Raw genomic sequence first — 24,438 nt, 5'->3', positions numbered from 1 at the left:
ACGAGGAGAACGCGATGAGCGAGCACGACGACGGCACCCGGAAGGTCGCCGACCTGATCAAGGACATCCGGATCGCGATGCTGACGCACGCGGACTCGAACGGTGTCCTCGTGAGCCACCCGATGGCGACCCAGGAGGTCGAGTTCGACGGCGACGTGCTCTTCGTCGCCGAGCGCGACAGCCACAAGGCGCGCGACATCGCCGCGCAGTCGCCGGCGCGCGTCAACGTCGCCTACAGCTCGAAGAGCTCCTGGGTGTCGCTGTCCGGCACGGCGACCATCGTCGACGACACCGCCAAGCTCGCCGAGCTGTGGAACTCCTTCACCGGAGCCTGGCTCGAGGGCGGGCCCGAGAACCCCAACAACATCATCATCAAGGTGAGCGCGGACTCGGCCGAGTACTGGGACTCTCCCGGCGCCAAGGTCACGCAGATCGCCAACTTCGTCAAGGCGAAGGTGACCGGTGAGCGCATGGAGGGTGACAACGAGGTCGTCGACCTCTGACCGCCTGAGACGGTCGTATGCCGTCGGGTCCCCTTCGCATTGAAGGGAACCCGGCGGCATACGTGCTTTCGGACCCCGCCTCAGGCGGCGCCCTTGACGAGCCGCATGACGGCCCGCTCGAGCGCGTCGCGGTCACGCACCCGCACGAGCTCGCCGAGCTCGAGACGCGTGCGGTCGGCCTTGGTCAGGCGCGAGAGGCTGCGTGCGATGGTGCGGCCGACGGCGTACTCGTCGAGGACCCGGGGGTCGACGTACGAGCTGCGGGCGACCGCGGGGGTGTTGCCGAGGTGCTCGGAGACGACCTTCATCGCGTCCTTCTCGGCGCGCTTGAGCTCGCGCTCGGAGTCGACGGGGCCGGTCCGGGCGAGCGCCACGGCGGCCGTCACGGTGGCCGCCCAGGTGCGGAGGTCCTTGACGGTGTACTCCTCGCCGACGAGCTCCTTGAACGCGACGTTGAGGTCGCTCGAGCGCAGCTCGTGCCAGCCGCTCGTGTCGCGGTAGGCCAGCAGGCGCTCACCCGGATAGCCACTTCGCTTGAGGGACAGTACGATCCGGGCCAGGAGCTGGTCGGTCATAACGGCCTCGCGGGTGACCCCCGACTTCGCCGGGAACTCGAAGGTGACGTCCTCACCGCTCACCGTGACGTGGGAGCGGAGCAGCGTCGCGACGCCGTGCGAGCCGTGCTCGGCCTCGTACTCCTCTCCGCCACTGCGGAAGAGCCCGGCGTCGAGCATCCGCAGGCCTGCGGCGGTGACGCGCTTCCTCGTCAGGCCGTTGGTGCGCAGGTCTGCGGCGATCTGCTTGCGGGCTGCCGGCAGCTTGCGGGCCAGCACGATGACGCGGTCGTGCTTCTCGCGGCCGCGCGCCTCGTGCCAGGCGTCGTGGTAGAGGTACTGGCGCCGCCCGGCGTCGTCGGTGCCGACGGCCTGGATGTGGCCGTTGGGGTGCGGGCTGATCCACACGTCCTGCCAGGCCGGCGGGATGACGAGTGCGGTGACCCGTTCACGGGTCTCTGCGTCGACGGCCCTGCCGTCGGCGTCGACGTAGCTGAAGCCCTTGCCCCGTCGCACGCGACGGATCCCGGGCTTGTCCATGGTGCTCCGGCGCAGTCTCACACCGAGGAGATACCCGCACGGGGTCGAGCCCCAACCGCACCCCCACCCCACCGCGCCACGGTGCTGCGCGGCTCGGCGTGGTGGGCGGACGGGTGCTGCTCAGTCAGCCGGGTCGGGGCGCACGCCCGCGACCTCGGAGGTCGCGTTCGTGGTCTCGCGGGTCGACACCTCGGCGTCGGGACCGTCCGGTGAGGCGACCGGCACCATGTCGGGCACCTTGATCTCCGGCTGACCGGGCGGCGGAGGGGGGTCGGGCGTGACGGGCGGGAAGACCGAGCCGTCGCTCTGCAGATGTGATTCGTGAGGGGTCACGTCAGTCATTACCTATCGCCCCGAGTAGGTGGTTGTGTCGTGCTACCTCTTCGACCATACCCGCGGCCGCCCGACGTGAACCTGTGCCTTTCGGGGCCGCCTCGGGGCCGCCTCGGGGCCGCCTCGGGGCCGCGTCGGGGCGCCGGACCGTCCCGACGAGAGTCAGGCGATGGCCCGGCGCACCAGGTCAGCGGGTGAGCACGCCGACTCGGCCCTGCTCGCCGGACGCCCAGCAGGCGCCGTCGTGCGTGCACTCGACGGAGTCGAAGCTCCCGGTGTCGAACGTCGACCACGTGCGGCCGCCGTCGGTCGAGACGTCGGAGCCCGACGGGCCCACCGCCAGGACGGTCCGTGCCGTCCGCGGCACCCACGCCGACCCGGACCGGTAGCCCGAGGGGTTGGTCGTCGACCTCGTCCACGTGCGGCCGCCGTCGGCGGTCCACGCGGCGTTGTCGTCGGCGCCGGTCGGGGCCGCGAAGTCGCCGCCGACGATGACGCCGCGCCGGGCGTCCCGGAAGCTGACGGAGAAGATGCCGGCCGACGGACCACCGGCCACCGGGCTGTCGGCGACGGTCCACGTGTGTCCGCGGTCGGCCGAGGTGAAGACCCGCGCCGGGTCGACGCCGCCGCTCACGAGATAGGTGCGTCCGCCGGCGCCCGCCGAGAGGCAGGTGCCCGACGCCGCGAAGGCGAACCCGCCCTCTTGGGCATCCGGCATCCCGGCCGCACCGACGAGCGACCAAGACCGGCCGCCGTCGGAGGTCTCGACGAGCCGGAACCTCCCGTCGACGGGGTCGCTCATCGCGAGCCCGTGCCGTGGCGAGCTGAACGCCATGCAGTCGTAGAAGGCGTCCGGGTCGGTGTTGCGGAAGCTCTCGGCCCAGGTCGTGCCACCGTCGTCGGTGACGAGGATGCGGGAGTCCTCACCCTCGCCGATCGACAGGATGACGGCGTGCCGCGGGTCGAACGCCTCGATGTCGCGGAACTGCAGCGCGTCGGTGCCGAGCCCCTGCGGGCTGACGTCGCCCCACGTCCTGCCGCCGTCGGTCGTGCGCAGCACGGCGGCGTTCGAGCCGCTCACCCACGCCACGTCGCGTGAGACGGGCGCGAGGCCGCGGAGGCGCTCGGTCGTCCCGGTCGGCGTGACCGTCCAGCCGTATGCCGTCACCCCCGCCTTCGCGGGAGCGTCACGTCCCACGGCACCGGGCGACACGGCATACGCAGTGGTCGCGGAGGCGACGAGCGCGGTGGTGGCGGCTGCGAGCAGGACGGGTCGCGTCGGGAGTCTCATGCCTCCCGAAACTAGCGGCGATCGGGCTCGTCGGCGCGCTCAGCGGCCGGTGCCGCCGTAGACGATGGCGTCCTCGGTCGAGTCGAGGCCGAAGGCCGTGTGCACGGCGCGGACGGCCTCGTCGAGGTCCTCGGCCCGGGTCACGGCCGAGACGCGGATCTCGGACGTCGAGATCATCTCGATGTTGATGCCGGCCTCGGCGAGCGCGCCGAAGAAGCGGGCCGAGACACCGGGGTGGCTCTTCATGCCCGCGCCGACGAGGGCGATCTTGCCGACGCCGTCGTCGAAGCGCAGGTCGGCGTACTCGACCTCGTGCTTGATCGACTGGAGCACCGACATCGCCTTGGGACCGTCGGCCTTGGGCAGCGTGAAGGAGATGTCGGTCTTGGCCGTCTCGGCGGCCGACACGTTCTGCACGATCATGTCGATGTTGAGGCCGGCCTCGGCGATGGCCCCGAAGATCTTGGCGGCGATGCCGACCCGGTCGGGCACGCCGACGATCGTGATCTTGGCCTCGCTGCGGTCGTGGGCGATGCCGGCGATGATCGGTGCCTCCACGGCGCCTTCTCCTTCGTAGGGGTTGTCCTTGATCCACGTGCCGGGCTTCCGAGACCACGACGAGCGGACGTGGATCGGGATGCCGTAGCGGCGGGCGTACTCGACGCAGCGCAGGTGCAGGATCTTGCTGCCGTTGGCGGCGAGGTCGAGCATCTCCTCCATCGACAGCACGTCGAGCTTGCGGGCGTTGGGCAGCACGCGCGGGTCCGCGGTGAAGACGCCGTCGACGTCGGTGTAGATCTCGCACACGTCGGCGCCGAGGGCCGCGGCGAGCGCCACGGCCGTCGTGTCGGAGCCGCCGCGGCCCAGGGTCGTGATGTCCTTCGTCGTCTGGCTGACGCCCTGGAAGCCGGCGACGATGGCGATGTGGCCGGCGTCGAGCGCGCTCTGGATGCGGCCGGGGGTCACGTCGATGATGCGCGCCGCGCCGTGGGCGTCGTCGGTGATGACGCCCGCCTGGCTGCCGGTGAAGGAGCGCGCCTCGGCGCCGAGCTGGGCGATGGCCATCGCGACGAGCGCCATCGAGATGCGCTCGCCCGACGTCAGCAGCATGTCGAGCTCGCGCGCCGGTGGGGCCGGGGTGACCTGCTCGGCGAGATCCATCAGCTCGTCGGTCGTGTCACCCATCGCGGAGACGACGACGCAGACGGAGTGGCCCGCCCGCTGCGTCTCGACGATGCGCCGGGCCACACGCTTGATGGCCTCGGCGTCGGCAACGGACGACCCGCCGTACTTCTGGACGACGATGCTCACACTGGCTCCGGATCTCCTCGGTGGTCTGCGGCGGCTCCGAGTCTAGGCGCGCGCGCAGGACGTCCACCGGGACGTCGCGATGGTGAGATGTGCGCCGATTCGTCCCGGGCGCCGCACGTTCTTGCGCGGACTACGGGTGCAGCGCGTCGAACTCCGCCTCGCCGACGGCCTCCTCGTCGGCGTCGAGGCGCAGGTGGGCGAGGATCGACTGGAGGGCCCGCAGCGACGTCATGGCGCGGTCGCCCCACTCGGACAGGTAGCTGAACTGCCACCACCACAGCGCCTCGAGCTTGCGGCCTGCCCCGTAGTGCTTGAGGCCGTGGCTCAGGGCGACCGCCACGTCGACGACGTCGTTGGTGATCGAGCCGTCGGCGCGCTCGGACGAGGTGATCGGGTCGATGACGTAGACGTAGTCGTCGATGCCGGCGAAGACGTTGGCGAGGCCCGTGCGGAGCGGGTCGGCGTCGTCGTCGGTCGCGTCGGGCTCGAAGCGCTCCTCCGGCACGACGTCCTGGATCGCGCCCAGCCGCGCGCCGGCCACGAGCGCCTGCGCGAGGGCGAGCGTCAGCAGCGGCAGCGCCGTGTCGGGAGAGCTCCCCGAGGCGACCTCCGTGACCGAGGTGAGGAAGGCGCTCGCCTCCGCGGCGGTCAGGTCGGCGAGACCCGACAGGTCGTCGATCTCGCTCGTGCGGCCCTCGTCCAGCGGCTCGTCAGTCATGGCCCCCAGCATGCCGTATGCCGTACGGCCCGGTCTCGCCCCACCCCACTCGAGTGAGCGCGCAGTCCCACTCGAGTGAGCGCCCCGTCCCACTCGAGTGAGCGCCCAGTCCCAGCCGCGACGCGCTCGTGTTAATAGCCGCTCACTCGACTGTTGCGAAGCGCTCACTCGACTGTTGCGAAGCGCTCACTCGACTGTTGCGGGGCGCTCACTCGACGTGGGTGGGGTGGGACGGCATACGGCATACAGCCTCGGTCCTCGGCGGGGCGGCGTCCGGAAGGTCAGGCGTCGACTCGGCGGCGGCCCTCGAAGGCCCGCCCGAGGGTCACCTCGTCGGCGTACTCGAGGTCGCCGCCGACGGGCAGGCCCGACGCGAGGCGCGTCACGGTGAGGCCCACGTCGCGCAGCAGCCGGCTGAGGTAGGTGGCCGTCGCCTCGCCCTCGAGGTTGGGGTCGGTCGCGATGATGACCTCCTGCACCTCACCGGAGGCGAGGCGCACCATGAGCTCACGCACCCTCAGGTCGTCGGGACCGATGCCGTCGATGGGACTGATCGCGCCGCCGAGCACGTGGTAGGTGCCACGGAACTCGCGGGTGCGCTCGATGGCGACGACGTCCTTGGGCTCCTCGACGACGCAGATCGCCGTCTGGTCGCGGCGCGGGTCGGCGCAGATGCGGCACCGCTCCGCCTCGGCGACGTTGCCACACTGCTCGCAGAAGCGGACCCTGGCCTTGACCTCGGTGAGCGCCGTGACGAGCCGGGTCACGTCGTCGGAGTCGGTCTGCAGGAGGTGGAAGGCGATGCGCTGGGCGCTCTTGGGACCGACTCCGGGGAGTCGTCCGAGCTCGTCGATCAGGTCCTGCACCGCGCCTTCGTACACACCGCAACCCTAAGCCCCGCAAACGCCTCCTGCGGACCGCCGCACCGGTCTAGCGTGACGAGGAGCGTCAGGGGCTGACGGGGTGAGCGGAGTGGGTGACCGTGGTGGACGAACGGGCGGTGTCCCGCCGCAGCGAGCGGGTCCAGGCGGCCGTGCCCTTCCGGACGATGTTCGGCTTCCGGATGCACTCCGGATATGCCGAGCGCCGGCTCGAGCCCGGAGTCCTCGACTTCACCTTCGGCGACCCGCACGAGCTGCAGATGCCGGCGTACGTCGAGGCGCTGCGCGAGGCCGCGCTGCCCCGGGACGAGCTGTGGTTCGCCTACAAGCAGAGCGAGGTCGCGGCACAGGCAGCGGCCGCGGCCTCGCTCGAAGGGGTCGTGCCACTCGGCTGGGGCGTCGACGACATCCGCATGACGACCGGTGGGTTCGGCGCGATCACCGTGGCGATGAAGGTCCTCGCCGACCCCGGCGAGGAGGTCGTCTACACGCTGCCACCGTGGTTCCTCTACGAGCCGCTCGCGCTCGAAGCCGGGCTCGTGCCGGTCAAGGTCCCGGCGCTCCAGCCGAGCTTCGACCTGGACCTCGAGGCGATCGCGGCCGCCATCACCCCGCGCACGCGCATCGTCGTCGTCAACTCCCCCAACAACCCGTCGGGCCGGATCTACCCACCCGAGCTGCTGCGTCGCCTCGCCGCCCTGCTCGACGAGGCCTCGACGCGGCACGGCCGGCGGATCTGGATCGTCTCGGACGAGCCCTACAACCGGATCGTCTTCTCGCGCAGCGAGTTCCACAGCCCGGCCGAGTTCTACCCGCACACCCTGATCTGCTACTCCTACGGCAAGACGCTGCTCGCTCCCGGCCAGCGGCTCGGCTACCTCGCCGTGCCGCCCGCCATCGAGGACCGCTCCGCGCTGCTCGAGGCCATCGAGATGATGCAGATCGCGGCCGGGTGGCTCTTCCCGAACGCCGTCATGCAGCACGCGACGCCACGGCTCGAGGAGCTCTCGCACGACGTCGCCGGGCTCGAGGCGAAGCGCGACCGCCTCGTCGACGCGCTGCGGGGATTCGGCTACGAGGTCACTCCCCCGGACGGCACCTTCTACCTCTGGCCCCGGTCGCCGGTCCCGGACGACGAGGCCTTCGTCGACGACCTGTCGCGGCGCGGGGTGCTCGTCATGCCCGGCACGCTCTTCGAGACGCCGGGATGGTTCCGGATCTGCCTCACCGCGACGGCTGAGTCGGTCGAGGCTGCGCTACCGCACTTCCGCGACGCGTTCGAGACCGCACGCCAGTCTCGCCCCGGCTGAGCCGGCGCACCGGAGCCCGCCCGGAACCGCACGCCAGTCACGCCTGGGCTGGGTTGGCGCACCCGAACCCGCCCACACCCGGGCGCCAGTCACGCCTGGGCTGAGTTGGCATGCTGCGGGAGCGGGAGCGGATCAGGCGCCGCCGTCGGCGAGCGTCGCCGACCACCGCTCCTCGATGCGCCCGAGCCGCCACACGGCGAGCGCCACGGCCCAGGTGAGGACGAAGAGCCCGACGATCCAGAAGCCGACGTCGCCGAGGTCGATCGAGCCGATCCACGCGACCGGTCCCGACGTGACGTCGAGCTTGTCGGCGAGCAGCCCGACGAGCTCGATGACGCCGATGAGCAGGGCGACGGCCACCGACAGCGACGTGACGGTGATGTTGTAGAAGATCTTGCGCACCGGCCGGTTGAACGCCCATCCGTAGGCGACGCTCATGAACGACCCGTCGAGGCTGTCGAGGAGGGACATGCCCGCGGCGAAGAGCACGGGAAGGGTGAGGACGGCATACCAGGGCAGGGCGGCCGCGGCGGCGCCGCCGGCGATGACGAGCAGGCCCACCTCCGTCACCGTGTCGAAGCCGAGGCCGAAGAGAAGACCAACCGGGTACATGTGCCACGGCGTGCGCACGGCCCGCGTGACGCGCCCGAGGACGCGGTTGAGGAAGCCGCGCTTGTCGAGCTGCCGCTCGAGCTCGGCCTCGTCGTAGTGCCCCGCGCGCATCCGGCGGAAGACCTTGAGGATGCCGACGAGCGCCGCGAGGTTGATGAGACCGATGAGGACGAGGAAGACACCGGAGACCGTCGTGCCCCAGACACCGGTCGCCTGCTGGAGCGCCGAGCCGTCGTCCTCGAGGGCGCCGGCGAGGGCCCGGATGCCGAGGGCCACGAGCATGACCATGACGAAGACGACCGACGAGTGGCCGAGGCTGAACCAGAAGCCCACGCTCATCGCCTGCCGGCCGTCGGCGAGCAGCTTGCGGGTCGTGTTGTCGATGGCGGCGATGTGGTCGGCGTCGAAGGCGTGGCGCATCCCGAGGGTGTAGGCCGTGACGCCGAGACCGACGCCGAAGAGCTGGCCGGCGACGCGGTACTCCGCCGGGGCCACGACGAGGAGGAGCAGTCCCCAGCCGACGACGTGCAGCAGGGCCACGAAGGCCGCCATCCCGACGAGGCTGCGGCGCTCGTCGCGAGAGAGCCGCCGACGCACCGCACAGCGCGAGCGCGAGCGCGGGCCCGAGCTCGGGCGTGAGGACGTCAGGGTCACGACCCCACGCTAGATGCGACTGGGTCGCATCTGCAACGTCCTCCCTCAGATGGCGGGCTCGCCGCCCGGCACCTCGTTGTAGGTGTCGGCGCGCTCCTGGCCGCTCAGCTCGGCGATGGCCTCCATGACCCGGTCGGTCAGCAGGCGCCGCGCCTTGCCCGCCGGCATGCCGGCGTACTCCTCGACGCCGATCGGCTCGCCGAAGCGCACCGTCACCTTCGCGAGCCGCGGGAAGCTCGCCCCGACGGGTTGGATGTCCTCGGTCCCGATGAGCCCGACCGGCACGACGGGGACCTGCGCGGTGAGCGCGAGCCACGCCACGCCCGTCCGCCCGCGGTAGAGCCGGCCGTCCCGCGAGCGCGTGCCCTCCGGGTAGATGCCGAACGCGTCGCCCGCCTTGAGCACCTCCAGTGCCGCGTCGAGGCTCTCCTGCGCGGCGGTCGGCGAGTGCCGGTTGACCGGCACCATCCCCACGGCGCTGAAGAAGCCCTTGCGCACGAAGCCGCCGACGCCCGTGCCCGTCCAGTACTCCTCCTTGGCGAGGAAGCGCACCTGCCGTGGCGAGGCGAGCGGGATCGCGAAGGAGTCGATGAACGACAGGTGGTTGCTCGCCACGACGACCCCACCCTCGCGCGGGATGTTCTCCTTGCCCTCGATGGTGGGCCGGTACAGCGCATGGGACAGCGGGTACAGGAGGTTGCGCCCGAGGCTGTAGAACATGGGCCACAGCCTAGGGCCGTGGACCGGCCGCCCGGTGTGGGGCGTGCGTCGCAGCGGCCCGGTGTTCACGCCTTGGTATGCCGGGTGGCGGCCCGGAGCGCGTCGCGCGCAGAGGTCTCAGGCCCGGGCTCGAACGGCCCAGGCGGTCGCCATGATGTAGAAGGGCGGCTCGGGCAGCAGCTCGCGGCAGTGCTCGCGCAGCCGGACGCGTCCGACCTCGTCGAGGCTCTGCACGTGCGCTCCCGCAGGGCCGACGCCGAGCGTGTAGGGGTCCCACCAGTCGTCGAAGGTCGGGTGTCGCACCGACACCGTGAGGGCGGTGTCCTCGATCTGGTTGAGTCCGGCCCGGTCGAAGAGGTGCGCCAGCTCGCCCTCCCGGACCCCGCTCATCCCCGACTCGTCGTCGACGTCGGGGTCGAGGTCTCGGGCCGCCTGCCAGAAGACGGTGAGCGGCGCTCCCCCACCCGCGAGGTCCCACACGCACGCCGAGACGGTTCCGCCCGGGCGCGTGACCCGAGCCATCTCGTGCAGGCCGAGCACCGGGTCGGCCATGAAGCTGACGACGAGCTGGGCGAGCGCGTGGTCGAAGAGGTCGTCGGGAAAGGGCAGCGCCTCGGCCGACCCCGTCTGCACGTCGAGAGTCGGGAACGACTGGCGCAGCGCCGCGAGCAGCTGTTGAGACGGGTCGACCGCCGAGACGCCGTCGACGCCCAGCCGCTCGATGAGGACTCGGGTCAGGGCGCCGGTCCCGCAGCCCACGTCGATGGCCCGACCCGGTCCGGCCACACCGGACCAGTCGGCGAATCGTGCGGCGAGCGGCCCGGAGTAACGCCCCATGAAGCGGTTGTAGGCGTCCGCCGCAACCTCGAAGGTCACCTTGTGACGCTACTCCCGCAAGACGTACGTCCACGGGTGAATGAAGATTCTCCTATCCCCGGGTCAGCAACTGCCGCAAGCGTCCCCGGCCGAGGCCGCCGGGGACCGCCGCGTGCGACCGGAGGTCGGAGGTCGCGGCTGCCTCGTGTGCGGTGAGCCCGGCGACGAGCGCGACGGCCGCCGTGACCAGCCCGGTCAGGGCGAGGGTCGGGCGAGGACCCGCGTGGTCGATGACAAGCCCTCCGGCGAGCATCCCGACCGAGACGGTCACGTCGACGAGGATCGACTGGCCGGCGAGAGCCGCTCGCCGGGCAGCGCCGTGCGTCCGGGTCAGCAGGACCTGCATCATCGCGCGGATGCCCACGACGGTCACGGCGCCGGCCGCGGCCGCGCCCACCGCGACGGTGACCGGAGTCGTCCACACCGCCATCGCCGCGAAGGCGAGGCCCTGTCCCACCCAGGCGACCGTCGCGAGACGGAGGGGCTGCGCGGACGGCGGGCGCCGCGCGATCGCGAGGGTCATGATCAGGGAGCCGAGGCCGTATGCCGTCAGGGCCGTCGCGTAGAGGGCCCCCGCCCGCCCGGTCCGCTCCCCCTCGACGGCGAGCCCGAGCGCGAAGGCGAACCACAGCAGGCAGCTCGTCCCGCGCATGACCCAGCCGCGCAGCACGTCGGGGTGGTCCCGGACGGAGGCCAGGATGCCCGGCGCGGGAACCGGTGCCGTGGCGGCCGACCTGGTGTCGGCTCGTGCCGTCGAGCGGCCGGCGGCGACCGGGGCGACCGGGGCGACCGGGGCGACCGGGGCGACCGGCACGACGACGCGGCGGACGAGCAGCGCCGACACGACCAGGGCGAGACCCTCGACCCAGAGCAGGGCATGGGTCCAGCCGAGCTGCACACCGAGCCCGGCCAGGGCGGGTCCGACGACCATCGCGCCTCGGCGGAGGGCGTCGTCCCACGTGATGACGCGGATCGCGGCGCCGCCACCGACCCGGTCGCCGAGATCTCCGAGCAGGGCCGTCCGCCCCGGGGAGGCGAGGGCGTCGGAGACCCCCACCGCGAGGCCGGCCACGGCGAGCATGACCGGGTGCAGCGTGCCGAGGGCGAGGGCGATCGGGACGACGAGCACCGCGCCGGCCTGCCAGAGGGAGACGAGGGCGAGTCCCCGGCCGTCGCTGAGACGCTGGCGCAGGCGGCGGGCCCACCACGGGGACGTGACGACCGGGAGACCGGCGAGACCGCCGACGAGGCCCGCCACGGCCGCCGAGTCGAACTCGCGGAGCACGACGAGCGGCAGGGCGATCTGCGTGAAGCGGTAGGCGAGGTGCTCGATGGCGTTGGACAGGAGCAGGATCCGGATGGGTCTAGTCGGGGAGTGGTCGGTGTTCTCGGTGGTCGGGGTCGCGGTCACGGATTCCAGCCTCGACGTGTGCCGCCCTGGGCGGTAGACAGCATGAGGTGCGCACTGCTCATAAGGTGGACTTATGGACGCATTGGTTCAGGTGCCAGATGTCGAAGATCTCACGCTCGTGCTCACCCTGCAGCGGACCCAGTCCCTCGGGGCGGCGGCGCGCGAGCTCCTCATCAGCCAGCCGGCCGCGTCGCAGCGCCTGTCCCGACTCGAGAGGCGTTGTGGGACAGTCCTCTTCGCCCGTAGCCCGCTCGGCACGACGGCGACCCCGGCGGGTCTCGAGATGGTCCGGCAGGCCGAGCACATCCTCGGTCACCTGCACGGCGTCTTCGCGGCGGTCCGGTCCTCAGCGGCAGCGCGCACCCTCCGCGTGGGCACCTTCGCCGGCATCTCAGGCTATGCCTTCCCGGCGCTCGACGAGCTCGTCGGCGACGCCGTGCGGCTCTCGACGGTGGTGCACCACGGCGGCGAGATGATCGAGCTCGTTTCCGAGGGGTCGATGGACGCGGCCCTCATCGGGATCGCCGAGCAGGTGCAGCTGCCACCCCACGTCGTCGCCCATCGTCTCGGCACCGACGAGCTCGTCGCCTTCGTCGCGTCGGGGGTTCAGCCGCCCCGGCGCGGCAACCTGCCGTTCCTCGACCGGGTCGTCACGTACGCCCCCTACGACAACTCCGGCCCGCTCATCGCCGAGCGCATCGCGGCCCTCGGCGGCACGCCCCGACACGCGGCGACGGCTCCCGTGGCGCTCGAGATCTCACGCCGACGCGACGGGATCGCCATCGTGCCCTCGAGCGCGGCCCGGATGTCAGGCCGTCCCGGCGACCGCGTCATGGCCTCACGGGTCGACCTCCCGGTGCGCCTGTCGGTCATCGCGCGCGGCGAGCTCGACCCGGTCCTCGCCGCTGCTCTCCCGGCGCTGGCTCGCGCCCTGGGCCTCCGGCGCCGCCCTTCCTGACCCCCTGGGTCGTGGTGCGCCTGGGACGGCGAGGCCACTCGAGGGAATGCACCTGCCGTGCTCACGGGTCGGACGGCGCCGGAGCGGCGCGGCAGGACCGGCTATGTCAGTTCTCGAGCTCCTGGACGACCCGACCGCCGAGCACCTTCTCGATGACGGAGCGCCCGACGTCCCCGGACTGCTCGATGTCCTCGTCGTCGTCGCTGACCGCCGAGTCGTCGGTGACCGGCTGCCGCGGCTCGTCGTCGTCGGTGGGGCGAGAGCCTCCCGCGCGCGACCGGGCCTGGGCGAACGACTGTCTGACGGCACTCGCCCCGCGCACGGCGGAGTCGGTGGGCACCTCTCCCCCGGCGGACGAGCCGGCGGCTGCCGGGGCAGCGGGACGGGCAGCGGACGCTGCCGTCTGTGCAGCCCCACCCGATGCGCCGGGCGCCGGCGACTCCCCGGCGGGCGCGGTGGCCCAGTCGGGAGCGGGCCCGGTCGCCGAGCCCCAGCCGGCGTTGTCCTCGAGCGAGCGGCCGGAGACCGGGCTCAGCCCGGCCTCTGCGAGGGCGGTCGTGCCACGCGAGCCGGCGGTCGAGGAGACGCCTCCTGCGCTCGGGGACGATCCACCGGAACCGCCGGTCCCGCCGAGAGCGCTGTCTCGGGAGCCGGCGGACTCATGCCCCGCGCCGGCATCACCCCACGACTGTCCGCCTGCGCCGCCGTCACCCTGTTGGCCCGAGGGCTGACCGGCGTCCGGACCGCCGGGCGCGCCCTTGCTGGGAGGGTCCGGCAGGCCGGGAGGGACCACCCCTGGCGGCGGCGCGACGGGGGCCTGCTGCGAGACCGCGTCGACGTGGACACCGTCGACGATGGCGTCGACACCGAGCTCGTCGATGAGGGCCTGTCGGACGATGTCGGCATGGTTGCCGGCGCGGAAGGTCTGCGTCAGGCCGGCCGTCGCGATGCCGAGGGTCAGCTTCTTGCCGTCGAAGGCCGTGACCTGGGCGTTCTGCGACACGAAGGTCCACGTGATGCGACGCATCGTGAAGATGCGCCCGAGCACGTTGGGCCAGGCCCGGCGGATCGCATCGGTGTCCATGCCACCGGCCGGGGCGCCCTCGCCAACGCCGCTCGGCTCGTCGGTGCCGGTGGGCGCTCCGCCCGACGGCTGCGACGTGCGTCCGGACGGCGACGGCTCGGCCGCGGACCGGGCCTCCTCGGAGGCACCGGCGAGGTGCTGGCCGCCGGAGTGCGTCTGGTCGACGGACGACGGGCCGCCGACGGACTCGTCCGGCGCCGCGACCGGCGGGGAGCCGATGTCGGCGCGCACGGCGTCGACCCGGCCCGCATCACCCGGACCCGAGGACCCGGCTGTCGCGGCGCCAGCCGCTCCGGGGGTGTCGGGGCCGGTGCTGCGACCGCCCCCACCCATCCCACCGGCGGCGTGCGACGCACCTGACCCGCCGCTCGAGGGAGGTGTGTAGTCGGAGACGGTGCGCGGCGGCGCAGACACGACCGAGGACCCCGAGGCCGACGGGCCGGAGGGTGCCGGGGCCGCCGATGGGGCGGACGACGCGCTCCTGGGCGCCCCCACGGGTGGGACGTCGGCACGGGCAGCGGTCGGAACCCCGCCCACGTCCAGGCGACGCTCGAGGCGGTCGAGGCGGGCGGCATACCCCTGCTCGCCGGAGGCGGCCGGCAGGAGGATGCGCGCGCAGATGAGCTCGAGCTGGAGGCGGGGCGCGGTGGCACCGGTCATCTCGGTCAGGCCGGTGTTGACGATGTCGGCCGCGCGCGACAGAGCGCCCGGGCCGAACGCCGCCTGCTGCACCCGCATGCGCTCGAGCTGGTCCTCGGGGACGCCGCGGAGCACCTGCGAGACGCCCTCGGGGATGGCCGCGACGATGATGAGGTCGCGCAGCCGCTCGAGGAGGTCCTCGACGAAGCGTCGCGGGTCGTGGCCCGACTCGATGACCCGGTCGATCTGGCGGAACGTCGCGGCGCCGTCACCGGCGGCCATCGCGTCGACGGTGCTGTCGAGCAGCTCGCCATCGGTGAAGCCGAGCAGCGACACGGCGCCGTCGTAGGTGAGCCCCTCGGGACCCGAGCCGGCGATGAGCTGGTCGAGGACGGACAGCGAGTCACGCACCGAACCCCCGCCGGCGCGCGTGACGAAGCTGAGCACGCCCGGCTGAACCGCCACGTGCTCGGACTCGAGCAGCCGCTCCATGTAGGTCGACAGCTTGGCCGGCGGGACGAGGCGGAAGGGGTAGTGGTGCGTGCGCGACCGGATCGTGCCGATGACCTTCTCGGGCTCGGTCGTCGCGAAGACGAACTTCACGTGCTCCGGCGGCTCCTCGACGATCTTGAGCAGCGCGTTGAAGCCCTGCGGCGTCACCATGTGCGCCTCGTCGATGATGTAGATCTTGAAGCGACTCTGCGCCGGGCCGTAGCTGGCCCGTTCGCGCAGGTCGCGGGCGTCGTCGACACCTCCGTGGCTAGCGGCGTCGATCTCGATGACGTCGACCGAGCCGGAGCCGCCGCGCGCGAGCGCCACGCAGGAGTCGCACGTGCCGCACGGGATCGGCGTCGGGCCCTGCTCGCAGTTGAGGCAGCGCGCGAGGATGCGCGCGCTCGTCGTCTTGCCGCAGCCGCGCGGGCCGCTGAAGAGGTAGGCGTGGTTGACCCGGCCCGTGCGCAGCGCCTGCATGAGCGGCTCCGTCACGTGCTCCTGGCCGATGACGTCGGCGAAGCTCTCGGGCCGGTAGCGGCGGTACAGGGCGGTGGCCATGCCCGAAACCCTAACCGCCACGACCGACGCCGGGAACGCCGACCGAGCGGCCGGCTCCGGGGGTCCGTCCGGACGGTCGGGACCGTCGAGACGGTGAACAGCTCCTTACGGACCGTCGGTCGCACGCGCGGCTGTCACCGGGTATGCCTAGGCTCGATGAACCGGTCCGCGGTGCACGGTGCGCCAGCGGCCCGACGGAGGAGGTCACCCATGCCCGACCCGACCTGGGACGCCGACACGCTCGTCGCCCGCTACGACGAGGTGAGAGCCCACACCGAGACGCTCGCCGCCCCGCTGTCACCGGAGGACCAGACCGTCCAGTCGATGCCCGACGTGTCGCCGACGAAGTGGCACCGCGCGCACGTCACGTGGTTCTTCGAGACGTTCGTGCTCGCCGACCACGAGCCGTCGTTCAAGCCCTACCAGGACCGCTACTGGTTCCTTTTCAACAGCTACTACGAGGGCGTCGGGCCCCGCTACGCCCGCGCCGAGCGCGGGTTCATCACCCGCCCGGGCGCCCAGGACGTCGGGCTCTACCGCGCCGACGTCGACTCGCGGATGCGCGACCTCGTCACGACCCTCGACGGCGGGGCGCTCGAGAAGCTCACGTCCACCATCGAGCTCGGCTTCCACCACGAGCAGCAGCACCAGGAGCTGCTCCTCATGGACATCAAGCACGTCCTGTCGGTCAACCCCCTCCAGCCGACGTATGCCGGTAGCCCGCTCGCGCCGTCGGCTCCCGACACGTTGGGCTGGGTCGACGTCGAGGGCGGCCTCGTCGAGGTGGGGCATCGTGGCGGCGGGTTCAGCTTCGACAACGAGCTGCCGCTGCACCAGCAGTGGCTCGAGCCGTACCGCCTCGCCGACCGCCTCGTCACCAACGGCGAGTGGCTCGAGTTCATGGCCGACCGCGGCTATCAGCGCCACGAGCTGTGGCTCTCCGATGGGTGGGGGAAGGTGCGCGCCGAGGGCTGGCAGGCGCCCTTCTACTGGTCCGAGGTCGACGGGGTGTGGTTCGAGCACACGCTGAGCGGCACCCGGCCTGTCGACCCGGGGCTCCCGGTGAGCCACGTCAGCCACTACGAGGCCGACGCGTACGCCACGTGGGCGGCCAAGCGGCTCCCCACCGAGGGCGAGTGGGAGCACGCCGTCGTCGCCGACGGCCAGTCCGAGCCGCCGGCCACCGGCGCCAACCTCGCCGACACCGCGACGTTCCACCCACGCGCGGCCGGTCCGAGCACCGGCCACCTGCGCCAGGTCTACGGCGACTGCTGGGAGTGGACGAGCTCGGCCTACCTCGCCTACCCGGGCTACCACCCACCGGCCGGCGCCATCGGCGAGTACAACGGCAAGTTCATGTCGGGCCAGATGGTGCTGCGCGGTGGGTGCGCCCTGACCCCGCCCGGTCACGCCCGCGCGACCTACCGCAACTTCTTCCCGCCGGGATCACGCTGGGCGCTGTCCGGTGTCCGCCTCGCAGACGGGGGTGCGCGCCGATGAGCGCCCGAGAGCCGGTCGTCACCGTCGCGCTCGACCCCGACTGGGCGTCGGGAGCGCTCGTCGACGACGTCCGTCGTGGGCTCGGGTCGCAACCGCGCACGCTCCCGCCGAAGTGGCTCTACGACGACGTCGGCTCCGACCTCTTCGACGAGATCACCCGACTGCCGGAGTACTACCCGACCGAGTGCGAGCGGGCGATCCTGCGCGACCATGCCGACGACATCGTCACCGCGTGCGACGCGACGACCGTCGTCGAGCTCGGCAGTGGCACGAGCGACAAGACCCGCACTCTCCTCGACGCGTTCGCCGCGCGCGGGAGCCTCGAGCGCTTCGTCCCGGTCGACGTGTCCGAGCAGACCCTGCGCGACGCGGCGGTGATGCTCTCCGAGCGCTACCCGTCACTGCGCGTCGAGGCCCTCGTCGGCGACTTCACGCTGCACCTCGGGCACCTGCCGCGGGGCGGGCGGCGGCTCGTCGCCTTCCTCGGCGGGACCATCGGCAACTTCTACGTCGAGGAGCGGGCGGCCTTCCTCGGGGCCCTGCACGACAGCCTCGAGCCGGGTGACTGGTTCCTGCTCGGTACCGACCTCGTCAAGAGCACCGACCGGCTCATCGCCGCCTACGACGACAGCCGCGGAGTCACGGCGCGGTTCGTCACGAACTGCCTGCGCGTGCTCAACCGCGAGCTCGGGGCCGACTTCGACATCGAGGCCTTCTCGTACGTCCCGTTCTGGGACCCGCGTCAGGAGCGGATGGACCTGCGGCTGCGCGCCGACATGCCGCAACGGGTGAGCATCCCCGGTGCCGACCTGACGTTCGACCTGGCGCACGGCGAGGAGATCCGCGTCGAGATCTCGACGAAGTTCCGCCACGAGAGCCTGCGCGACGAGCTGGGCGCGGCCGGCTTCACGGTCGAGCGCACGTGGACCGACGACGACGGCGACTTCGCCCTGACCCTCGCCCGCCGGGACGGCTGACCAGGACCGCTGAGCGGGGTGATCCCGACCGGGTGATCCGGGTGAGGTGATCCCTACAGCGGTGCGGGTCAGGCGAGCAGCAGCTCGGTGAGCGACTCGACCCACCACTGCTCGACCTCGTCGACGGACCAGCCGCGCTCACGCGTCGCGATGTCGAAGGTCTGGATCGAGCAGACCGTCGCGTAGACGTCCAAGGCCCGGTCCACCGTGAGTCCGTCGCGCAGCGCCCCGCTCGGCCACGAGGCGAACAGCCGGCGACGGTTCGTGTCGCCGCGGGCCCGGCCGTGCTCATATGCCGCGGCGAGCGCGGGCTCGTTGCGTCCGCCTTCGACGGTGAGCCGCAGGCCGTCACCACCCCGCTCGAAGAGTCGCCGGTCGAACCGGATGAACGCAGCGAGCTGTGCGGCGGGGTCACCCTGCGCCTCCTCGATCTCGCGGGCCACCTGCTCGACCCCGGCATCCAGCTCGCCACTCTCGATCAGGGAGGTCGCGAGCCCCGCCTTGGTGCCGTAGGCCGCATAGACCGTGGCCTCGGAGACGCCGGCATCCGCCGCGACCGAGCGCACGCTCGTGCCCGCCCACCCCGACTCGATGAAGCGCCGCCGGGCGGCCCGGGCGATGCGTTGCCTCGTCTGCTCGGCCTGCTCCTCGCGAAGGGCGGAGCGGTAGGCGCGGGGGGCGGGCTCGGAGCTCTTCACGGAAACCACTGTACAGGTCGGTTGAGCGTGTCTATATTGACTGAGTATCGCTCAATCAATCATGAGCAACTCACTCAAAGGAGAGAACCATGAGCACGACCCAGCTGCACCCGTCCGCCACCGAAGCCGCGCCGCACACCGCCGTCACCGACAGGGCTGCCACCGACACGCCCGCCCGCGACACGGCCACGGCCGTCCTCCGGCGCCTCGAGTCGGCCTGGAACGCCGGCGACGGTCAGGGTTTCGGCGCGCCCTATGCCGCGGACGCGTCCTTCGTCAACATCCGCGGCGAGCACCACCGAGGACGCGACGCCATCGCCGGTGGGCACGCGGCGATCTTCGCGACCATCTACGCCGGCAGCACGAACCGGATGGAGCTCATGGACGCGCGCCACCTCGCCGACGACGTCATCGTCGCGACGTCACGCAACACGATGGACGCCCCGAGCGGTCCGCTGGCCGGCGTCCACGCCGCCACGTCGACCTCGATCCTCGTCCGCGTCGGCGAGACCTGGCAGATCGCCGTCACCCACAACACCCTCGAGGCCACGCGATGAGCGCCCTCGTGGGCGGCACCGTCGGCGAGGCGCTCGCGGGCCGGGCCGCTCAGCCCACCGCCACGCCGGTGTCGGAGCGTCCGTCCGGCCCGTCCCGCCTCGCGCGTAACGCTGCCGTGGCTTTCGGCGTCGGTGGGGCCCTGCTCGCCGTCGGCGGGATGATGCACCCGCACGAGACGTCGGGGTCGATGCACGAGAGCCTCCTCGCCCTCATCGGGTCTCCGGTCTGGCTGCCCGCACACGCCGTGCTCCTCGCGGGCATGCTGACGGCGCTGATCGGCCTCGTCCTGCTCCGGCGCCACGACGCCTTCCCGGCCCGGGTCCGGCCGTGGCTCACCGGGACGATCGTCGCCTGGGCCGTCGCGACGCCGGAGTTCGTGCCGCACCTGCTCGCCGGCGGAGAGCACGACGCGCTGGAAGCCGGCGGCGCGACCCCGATGGTCGACACCCATCTGGCGCTCTCGACCCTCACGACCCCGCTCGTCGGCGTGTCTGCGGCCCTGCTCGCCATCGCCGTCGCACGGGCGGCAGCGACGTGGCCCGCCCGGCTCCTCGCCGTCCTCGGCATTGTCGGGGGTCTCGGTTTCGCGGTCGCCGCACCACTGCTGGCGGTCACGGGCAACCCACAGGTCTCGAACCTCTTTGCCGCCCAGACCCTCGTCGACGTGTGGATCATCGGCACGAGCGTCCGGATCGTCTGGTCCGAGAGGGTGGCGCGGCGCTGACCCACGACGCGCCGCGCCCGAGGTATGCCGTCGCACCACGCAGCGACGGCATACCCCTGTGCCGGTGGACCCGGTGCCCACCCGTCGGGGTGCCCGTCGAGGCGTTTCGGGCGTTTGGCACACTGGGCGCTCCAGTACGACACGACGTAGGAGATCTCCGCATGACCCCTCGTTCCCTCTACCGCCGGATCGCCCTCGCGGAGGTGGTGACGTGGGCGCTGCTCCTGATCGGGATGTTCCTCAAGTACGTGACCCACACGACCGAGCTCGGGGTCAGGGTCTTCGGACTCGTGCACGGCGTCGTCTTCCTCGCGTTCTGCCTCGTGACGCTCCTGCTCTGGGTCAACCAGCGCTGGACCGCCCGCGAGGGCCTGCTCGGCCTGCTCAGCGCGGTGCCGCCGTTCCTCACCGTGTGGTGGGAGCGACGCCTCGAACGTCGCGGGCGCCTCGACGGCGGCTGGCGCCTCGGCCGCGGCGGCGACACCCCGGCCACCCCGGCCGAACGACTCGTCGCCGCCCTGCTCGCTCGCCCGCTGGTCGCCGTCGGTGTCGGCGTCGTCGCGGTGCTCGCGCTGACCGGTGTCGCCCTGCTCCTCGGCCCGCCCGTCGGCACGCAGGGCTGACCCGACGCCTCCACGTCGCCCGCTCCCGGGCGGTGGGCGCCTCCTCCCGGTCAGGGCATTCCGAGCCGGGCGGCATACGGTGGCTTCCGACAGCTCGACAGGGTCGACGAAGGGATGGACGCACATGGGTGCGGTCGCAGTGCTGACCGGTGAGGTCCGTGCGGAGGGCGTCGGCAAGACGATCGACGAGACGACCCTGCTGCTGCCGACCGACGTCAGCGCCGATCCCGGCGAGTGCATCGTGCTCCGGGGTCCCAACGGCTCGGGCAAGACGACCCTCCTGCGGATCATCGGCGGGCTGCTCGTGCCCAGCACGGGAACCGCTACCATCGGCGGTCGCGAGGCCGACGAGCGCGACCGGACGGTCCGGGCCGCCGTCGCGGCCCTGCTCGGCGCGCCGACGACCTACCGCGACCTGACCCTCGTCGACCACCTCGTCCTCATCGACTCGACGTGGGGCGGTGACCCGGCCACGTCCGACGACCGGAGCCTCGCCCTGCTCGACCGTCTCGGCATCGCCCACCTCGACGACCGCTTCCCGCACGAGCTGTCGTCGGGTCAGGAGCAGCTCTTCCGGCTCGCCCTGACGTTCTCGCGCCCCGCCAGCGTCGTGCTCCTCGACGAGCCCGAGCAGCGGCTCGACACCGGCAAGCGCCAGGTCGTCGCCGAGCTGATCCGCGAGCGCACCGAGTCCGGCGGCACGGTGGTCATGGCCTGCCACGACCCCGAGCTGACGGCCACCCTCGCGACCCGCGTGGTCGACATCGTCCCGGCGCGCTGATCGCGGACCGACGATGAGCAAGCGCAAGCAGCCGGCCCGCAAGCAGGCCGCACCCCGACCCACGGTGCCCGAGCCCACGGTTCCCGAGCCGACGCCGGAGCCGGAGCCGACGGCAACGCCGACTCCGACCCGGGCACCCGGCGAGACGGCATACGACGGCTCGGCACGCGACCTCACGGCACCCGCCGAGGTCGACTACGACGACCACGACCTCCTCGGCCAGGCCGACTGGGTCATCGGTGGCGAGGCCGCGCGCAAGGCGCGGCAGCAGGGTCTGTATGCCGGCTACGTCCTCTTCCTCGGCGCGCTCGTCTACGGCCTCCCGATCGTCCAGGCGGTCTTCCGCACGTCCGACGCCACGTCGCTCGGGGACCAGCTGCGCTCGCCCGTGGCGATCGCGCTGCTCGTCGCGTCGGTGGCGGCGCTGCTCGGCGCCGTCGTCTTCGCCGGCCGCTTCCGTGGGCCGGTCGTGCCCCCCATGCCGTGGATCGACCTCGTGCTCCCGGTCCCCCTCGACCGCGCTCTCGCGCTCCGTCGGTGGTGGCGCTACGCCGCCGTCGGCGGGATCTTCGTCGGGGCGCTGAGTGGCCTCACCGTCGGAGCCGGCCTCGCCTTCGCGCACCTCGCCGGCGTCGGGACGGTCGTCGTCACCACGCTCGTCGGCACCGCGCTCGGGGTCCTCGCGACCCGCCTCTGGCTCTGGTCGCAGGTGCGGTCCTGGCCCGGCCCCGACCGCGGCCTCAGCCTGCTCTGGCGCGTTCCCGACGCCCTGCGGGAGCTGCATGCCGAGTCGCTGCGCGCCCACTCCGCCAACACCTCGACCATGGCCGGGTCGGCCCTCACGGGCAACCTCCGCACGGCGCGGCTCGCCCTGACCCGCCCCGTCCGGCACGGACGCTCTGCCCGACTGCGCCCCGGCCGCCCCTTCGGCGTGCTCGTCCGCCGCGACGTCATCGGGCTGCGGCGCACGCCGGGCGCGTTCCTCTCGGGCCTCGGCCTCACGGTCCTGGGCGGCGCCATCGTCACCTGGGCGTTCACGCAGCCGGCGGCGCCGAGCATCGCGGCGACGATCGGGTTGCTGCCGCTCTACCTCGGCTTCGGCGCCTGGGCGGAGGGCCTGCGTCTGCAGGCCGACAACGTCGGCACTCCCTCCCTCCTCGGCACCGGCGAGCTGACCGAGGCCGTGGCCCACGTGACGGTCCCCACCGCGCTGACCGTCCTCGTGCTCGGCGGCTGGGTCGCCGTCGCCGGCGCCGTCGGCTCGCTGCCGGCCAGTGCGCCGCTGTCCCTGTGGCTGGTCCTCGTCCTCGTCGTCGCCGGCAACGTGCTGGCGGCCTTCCGCGGCTCCCCCACCTTCATGCTGCGTCCCCAGATGGTCGTCGCCTGGTATGCCGTGCCCGCCCTCACCGTCGTCGTGCTCGGCTCGCTCATCGCGGTGCTGACCAAGGCCGCCAACTACACGTGGCTCTCGGTCGTGAGCTGGCTGGTCTACGCCGTGCTCGCCTGGGCGGTCTCGAAGGTGCGCCGGCTGACCTACCTGCACCGCGCCTGAGGGATCACCCCGTTCGCGATCGAGGGTGACCACTCGTTAGGTTCGGGGCCATGAGCGAGCTGCGCACGCGTGACGTCGTCGACGCCGACCTCCCCGCCGTCCTGGCGATCCGCAACCGGTCGTTCGGTCCGCTCGGCACCGGGGGCGACCTGTGGTGGCAGCGCGTCTCGGCCGAGACCCTCGGTGGCCGGATGATCGCCGTCGTCGACGAGTCCGACCGGGTCCTCGGCGCGGGCCGCATCCGACCTTACGAGCAGGCCTGGGGTGGGCGGCACCTGAGGATGGGCGGCGTCGCCGGCGTCTACGTCGAGCCGAGCGCCCGCGGCCGGGGCGTCGCGACGACCCTGACCCGCGCTCTCGTCACGCGGATGGGCGAGCTCGGCGACGTCGTGTCGTGCCTCTTCCCGACCACGGCGACCCTGTACCGCCGCTCCGGCTACGAGATCGGGGGCGTGCAGACCCGGATGACGTATGCCGCCCACCACCTCCGCGGCCTCGGCGCCACGGGCGCCCGGCGGGCCGGGATGACCGGCCTGCGCCCCGCGGTGCCGAGTGACGCACGGCAGATGCACGACCTCGCCCGCGCCTCGAGCGCCCGGCACGGGGTCAGCGGACCGATGCTGCGGTCGGTGGCGGCACTCACCGGGATGCTCGAGCGCGACGAGCTCACCGCCTACGTCGTCGACGGCGGCTTCGTCGTCTACGACCTGTCCGAGCAGGCAGTCACGGTCGAGGATCTCGTCGCGACGACGCCCGAGGCGGCGGCGACCCTCTGGGGTGTCGTCGGGTCGGGCTCGTCCGCGGCTCCGACGGTGCACACCTTCCTCGACCCGCGTGACCCGGTGACGCTCGTGCTGGGCGGGCTGCCGAAGGTGAAGGTCCAGCAGACCCCCTGGATGGCACGGGTCGTCGACCTGGAGGGGGCCTTCGCCGGGCGAGGCTTCGGTGGGCACCTCTCGGTCGAGGCCGACCTCGTGGTCGACGACGCCGAGGCGCCCGCCAACGCCGGTCGGTGGCGCCTTTCGGTCCGCGACGGCCGTGGCACCGCGACGCGCGCCGACAACGCCCCGGCTCGAGGTATTGCCGGCACCCCGCCGGCCGACGGGATCACACCGAACGGCGAGTCGGGCGGGGCGCTGCGGGTCGGGGCTCGGGGGCTGGCGGCGCTCTGGTGCGGCTGGTCGGTGTCGCGCCTGCGCCAGGCCGGTCTCGCGAGCGGCGGCAGCCTCGACGGCGACGCAGCCCTCGACGACGTCTTCGCCTGCCAGCCCTTCATCACCGAGTACTTCTGACACCCGCCCCGCTCCGTCGTCACACCCGAAACGGGGCGAGTGAGACCACAGAAACCACGCGGCCACTCGAGTGAGCGCTCGGCACCAGTCGAGTGAGCGCGTCGTCCCACCCACATGGGACAGCCGGGACGGCACGACCACTCGAGTGAGCGCGTCGTCCCACCCACATGGGACAGCCGGGACGGCAGGACCACTCGAGTGAGCGCTCCGCCCCAGTCGAGTGAGCGCTCCGAACCACCACCCACGTAGGAGAGCCGGGACGGCAGGGCCACTCGAGTGAGCGCT

23 protein-coding genes are annotated in these 24,438 nt (G+C 72.5%); 11 read left to right on the top strand and 12 right to left on the bottom strand.

The window, feature by feature from the left end:
* Positions 1–14 precede the first annotated feature (14 nt).
* Complete coding sequence (locus H283_RS0122415; protein WP_020145773.1) at positions 15–503, top strand: pyridoxamine 5'-phosphate oxidase family protein; 489 nt, start codon at positions 15–17, stop codon at positions 501–503.
* Positions 504–583: 80 nt separating this feature from the next.
* Here H283_RS0122415 and H283_RS0122410 read toward each other — a convergent pair whose 3' ends face one another.
* The 6 genes from H283_RS0122410 to recR form a co-directional block, all read right to left on the bottom strand.
* Complete coding sequence (locus tag H283_RS0122410) at positions 584–1,597, bottom strand: DNA topoisomerase IB (RefSeq protein ID WP_020145772.1); 1,014 nt, start codon at positions 1,595–1,597, stop codon at positions 584–586.
* A 120-nt stretch (positions 1,598–1,717) separates the two neighbouring features.
* Entirely contained in the window at positions 1,718–1,930 is a 213-nt protein-coding gene (locus tag H283_RS0122405; protein WP_156023396.1) for a hypothetical protein, read from the bottom strand.
* 187 nt (positions 1,931–2,117) lie between these two features.
* Positions 2,118–3,221: a hypothetical protein gene (locus tag H283_RS0122400; protein ID WP_020145770.1), complete on the bottom strand. Its 1,104-nt coding sequence runs from the start codon at positions 3,219–3,221 to the stop codon at positions 2,118–2,120.
* A 39-nt stretch (positions 3,222–3,260) separates the two neighbouring features.
* Positions 3,261–4,532 carry an aspartate kinase gene (locus H283_RS0122395; protein ID WP_020145769.1) on the bottom strand — a complete coding sequence of 424 codons (1,272 nt, stop codon included), beginning with the start codon at positions 4,530–4,532 and terminating at the stop codon, positions 3,261–3,263.
* 130 nt (positions 4,533–4,662) lie between these two features.
* Positions 4,663–5,250, bottom strand: a complete 588-nt coding sequence (locus tag H283_RS0122390) for a DUF5063 domain-containing protein (protein WP_043650603.1) — start codon at positions 5,248–5,250, stop codon at positions 4,663–4,665.
* Positions 5,251–5,531: 281 nt separating this feature from the next.
* On the bottom strand, positions 5,532–6,131 hold the full coding sequence (recR, locus tag H283_RS0122385; RefSeq protein WP_020145767.1) for a recombination mediator RecR: 600 nt from the start codon (positions 6,129–6,131) through the stop codon (positions 5,532–5,534).
* A gap of 119 nt (positions 6,132–6,250) precedes the next feature.
* Here recR and H283_RS0122380 point away from each other — a divergent pair, with 119 nt between their 5' ends.
* Complete coding sequence (locus tag H283_RS0122380) at positions 6,251–7,441, top strand: aminotransferase class I/II-fold pyridoxal phosphate-dependent enzyme (protein WP_231372348.1); 1,191 nt, start codon at positions 6,251–6,253, stop codon at positions 7,439–7,441.
* A gap of 132 nt (positions 7,442–7,573) precedes the next feature.
* Here the strand turns inward: H283_RS0122380 and H283_RS0122375 are convergent, their stop codons facing one another.
* From H283_RS0122375 to H283_RS26190, 4 genes are all read right to left on the bottom strand, one after another.
* Positions 7,574–8,707 (bottom strand): HoxN/HupN/NixA family nickel/cobalt transporter, encoded by a 1,134-nt coding sequence (locus H283_RS0122375; RefSeq protein WP_231372347.1) that lies wholly within the window; start codon positions 8,705–8,707, stop codon positions 7,574–7,576.
* A gap of 45 nt (positions 8,708–8,752) precedes the next feature.
* On the bottom strand, positions 8,753–9,427 hold the full coding sequence (locus H283_RS0122370; protein WP_020145764.1) for a 1-acyl-sn-glycerol-3-phosphate acyltransferase: 675 nt from the start codon (positions 9,425–9,427) through the stop codon (positions 8,753–8,755).
* Between the two features lie 117 nt (positions 9,428–9,544).
* Positions 9,545–10,303 (bottom strand): class I SAM-dependent methyltransferase, encoded by a 759-nt coding sequence (locus H283_RS0122365; protein ID WP_020145763.1) that lies wholly within the window; start codon positions 10,301–10,303, stop codon positions 9,545–9,547.
* A gap of 52 nt (positions 10,304–10,355) precedes the next feature.
* A complete protein-coding gene (locus H283_RS26190) occupies positions 10,356–11,714 on the bottom strand; it encodes a hypothetical protein (RefSeq protein ID WP_020145762.1) in 1,359 nt (452 codons plus the stop codon).
* A gap of 73 nt (positions 11,715–11,787) precedes the next feature.
* Here H283_RS26190 and H283_RS0122355 point away from each other — a divergent pair, with 73 nt between their 5' ends.
* A complete protein-coding gene (locus H283_RS0122355; RefSeq protein WP_028785836.1) occupies positions 11,788–12,672 on the top strand; it encodes a LysR family transcriptional regulator in 885 nt (294 codons plus the stop codon).
* Between the two features lie 106 nt (positions 12,673–12,778).
* Here H283_RS0122355 and H283_RS0122350 read toward each other — a convergent pair whose 3' ends face one another.
* Positions 12,779–15,448 carry a DNA polymerase III subunit gamma and tau gene (locus tag H283_RS0122350; RefSeq protein WP_020145760.1) on the bottom strand — a complete coding sequence of 890 codons (2,670 nt, stop codon included), beginning with the start codon at positions 15,446–15,448 and terminating at the stop codon, positions 12,779–12,781.
* A gap of 210 nt (positions 15,449–15,658) precedes the next feature.
* On the opposite strand from H283_RS0122350, the gene egtB reads away from it, so the two are divergent.
* Both egtB and egtD read left to right on the top strand, forming a co-directional pair.
* Entirely contained in the window at positions 15,659–16,948 is a 1,290-nt protein-coding gene (egtB, locus tag H283_RS0122345; RefSeq protein ID WP_020145759.1) for an ergothioneine biosynthesis protein EgtB, read from the top strand.
* Positions 16,945–17,925, top strand: coding sequence for an L-histidine N(alpha)-methyltransferase (egtD, locus tag H283_RS0122340; protein ID WP_020145758.1), 981 nt, complete (start codon positions 16,945–16,947; stop codon positions 17,923–17,925). The genes egtB and egtD overlap by 4 nt, the downstream gene beginning before the upstream one ends.
* Before the next feature lie 68 nt (positions 17,926–17,993).
* Here the strand turns inward: egtD and H283_RS0122335 are convergent, their stop codons facing one another.
* Positions 17,994–18,623: a TetR/AcrR family transcriptional regulator gene (locus tag H283_RS0122335; RefSeq protein ID WP_020145757.1), complete on the bottom strand. Its 630-nt coding sequence runs from the start codon at positions 18,621–18,623 to the stop codon at positions 17,994–17,996.
* A gap of 89 nt (positions 18,624–18,712) precedes the next feature.
* Between H283_RS0122335 and H283_RS0122330 the strand changes: the two genes are divergently transcribed.
* From H283_RS0122330 to eis, 6 genes are all read left to right on the top strand, one after another.
* Entirely contained in the window at positions 18,713–19,180 is a 468-nt protein-coding gene (locus tag H283_RS0122330; protein ID WP_020145756.1) for an SgcJ/EcaC family oxidoreductase, read from the top strand.
* A complete protein-coding gene (locus tag H283_RS0122325; RefSeq protein ID WP_020145755.1) occupies positions 19,177–19,905 on the top strand; it encodes a hypothetical protein in 729 nt (242 codons plus the stop codon). Before H283_RS0122330 ends, H283_RS0122325 begins: the two co-directional genes overlap by 4 nt.
* Positions 19,906–20,066: 161 nt before the next feature.
* Positions 20,067–20,528 (top strand): DUF3817 domain-containing protein, encoded by a 462-nt coding sequence (locus H283_RS0122320; RefSeq protein WP_020145754.1) that lies wholly within the window; start codon positions 20,067–20,069, stop codon positions 20,526–20,528.
* A 124-nt stretch (positions 20,529–20,652) separates the two neighbouring features.
* Positions 20,653–21,309 (top strand): ABC transporter ATP-binding protein, encoded by a 657-nt coding sequence (locus tag H283_RS0122315; RefSeq protein ID WP_020145753.1) that lies wholly within the window; start codon positions 20,653–20,655, stop codon positions 21,307–21,309.
* Positions 21,310–21,322: 13 nt separating this feature from the next.
* A complete protein-coding gene (locus tag H283_RS0122310) occupies positions 21,323–22,861 on the top strand; it encodes a hypothetical protein (RefSeq protein WP_020145752.1) in 1,539 nt (512 codons plus the stop codon).
* Positions 22,862–22,911: 50 nt separating this feature from the next.
* Positions 22,912–24,153 carry an enhanced intracellular survival protein Eis gene (eis, locus tag H283_RS0122305; RefSeq protein WP_020145751.1) on the top strand — a complete coding sequence of 414 codons (1,242 nt, stop codon included), beginning with the start codon at positions 22,912–22,914 and terminating at the stop codon, positions 24,151–24,153.
* Positions 24,154–24,438 lie beyond the last annotated feature (285 nt).

The organism is Terracoccus sp. 273MFTsu3.1 (genome assembly GCF_000383675.1).
Taxonomy (GTDB): domain Bacteria; phylum Actinomycetota; class Actinomycetes; order Actinomycetales; family Dermatophilaceae; genus Terrabacter.
The sequence above is the reverse complement of the archived record's forward strand: the minus strand, read 5'-3'. Positions and strand labels throughout refer to the sequence as shown.

Bases quoted from the DNA above. Each gene is read 5' to 3' on its own strand.
- egtD (WP_020145758.1), top strand. From the start codon at position 16,945: ATGAGCGCCCGAGAGCCGGTCGTCACCGTCGCGCTCGACCCCGACTGG.
- H283_RS0122325 (WP_020145755.1), top strand. From the start codon at position 19,177: ATGAGCGCCCTCGTGGGCGGCACCGTCGGCGAGGCGCTCGCGGGCCGG.
- H283_RS0122310 (WP_020145752.1), top strand. From the start codon at position 21,323: ATGAGCAAGCGCAAGCAGCCGGCCCGCAAGCAGGCCGCACCCCGACCC.
- H283_RS0122355 (WP_028785836.1), top strand. From the start codon at position 11,788: ATGGACGCATTGGTTCAGGTGCCAGATGTCGAAGATCTCACGCTCGTG.
- H283_RS0122350 (WP_020145760.1), bottom strand. From the start codon at position 15,448: ATGGCCACCGCCCTGTACCGCCGCTACCGGCCCGAGAGCTTCGCCGAC.
- H283_RS0122320 (WP_020145754.1), top strand. From the start codon at position 20,067: ATGACCCCTCGTTCCCTCTACCGCCGGATCGCCCTCGCGGAGGTGGTG.
- H283_RS0122390 (WP_043650603.1), bottom strand. From the start codon at position 5,250: ATGACTGACGAGCCGCTGGACGAGGGCCGCACGAGCGAGATCGACGAC.
- H283_RS0122330 (WP_020145756.1), top strand. From the start codon at position 18,713: ATGAGCACGACCCAGCTGCACCCGTCCGCCACCGAAGCCGCGCCGCAC.
- eis (WP_020145751.1), top strand. From the start codon at position 22,912: ATGAGCGAGCTGCGCACGCGTGACGTCGTCGACGCCGACCTCCCCGCC.
- H283_RS0122370 (WP_020145764.1), bottom strand. From the start codon at position 9,427: ATGTTCTACAGCCTCGGGCGCAACCTCCTGTACCCGCTGTCCCATGCG.
- egtB (WP_020145759.1), top strand. From the start codon at position 15,659: ATGCCCGACCCGACCTGGGACGCCGACACGCTCGTCGCCCGCTACGAC.
- H283_RS0122315 (WP_020145753.1), top strand. From the start codon at position 20,653: ATGGGTGCGGTCGCAGTGCTGACCGGTGAGGTCCGTGCGGAGGGCGTC.
- H283_RS0122400 (WP_020145770.1), bottom strand. From the start codon at position 3,221: ATGAGACTCCCGACGCGACCCGTCCTGCTCGCAGCCGCCACCACCGCG.
- H283_RS0122415 (WP_020145773.1), top strand. From the start codon at position 15: ATGAGCGAGCACGACGACGGCACCCGGAAGGTCGCCGACCTGATCAAG.
- H283_RS0122410 (WP_020145772.1), bottom strand. From the start codon at position 1,597: ATGGACAAGCCCGGGATCCGTCGCGTGCGACGGGGCAAGGGCTTCAGC.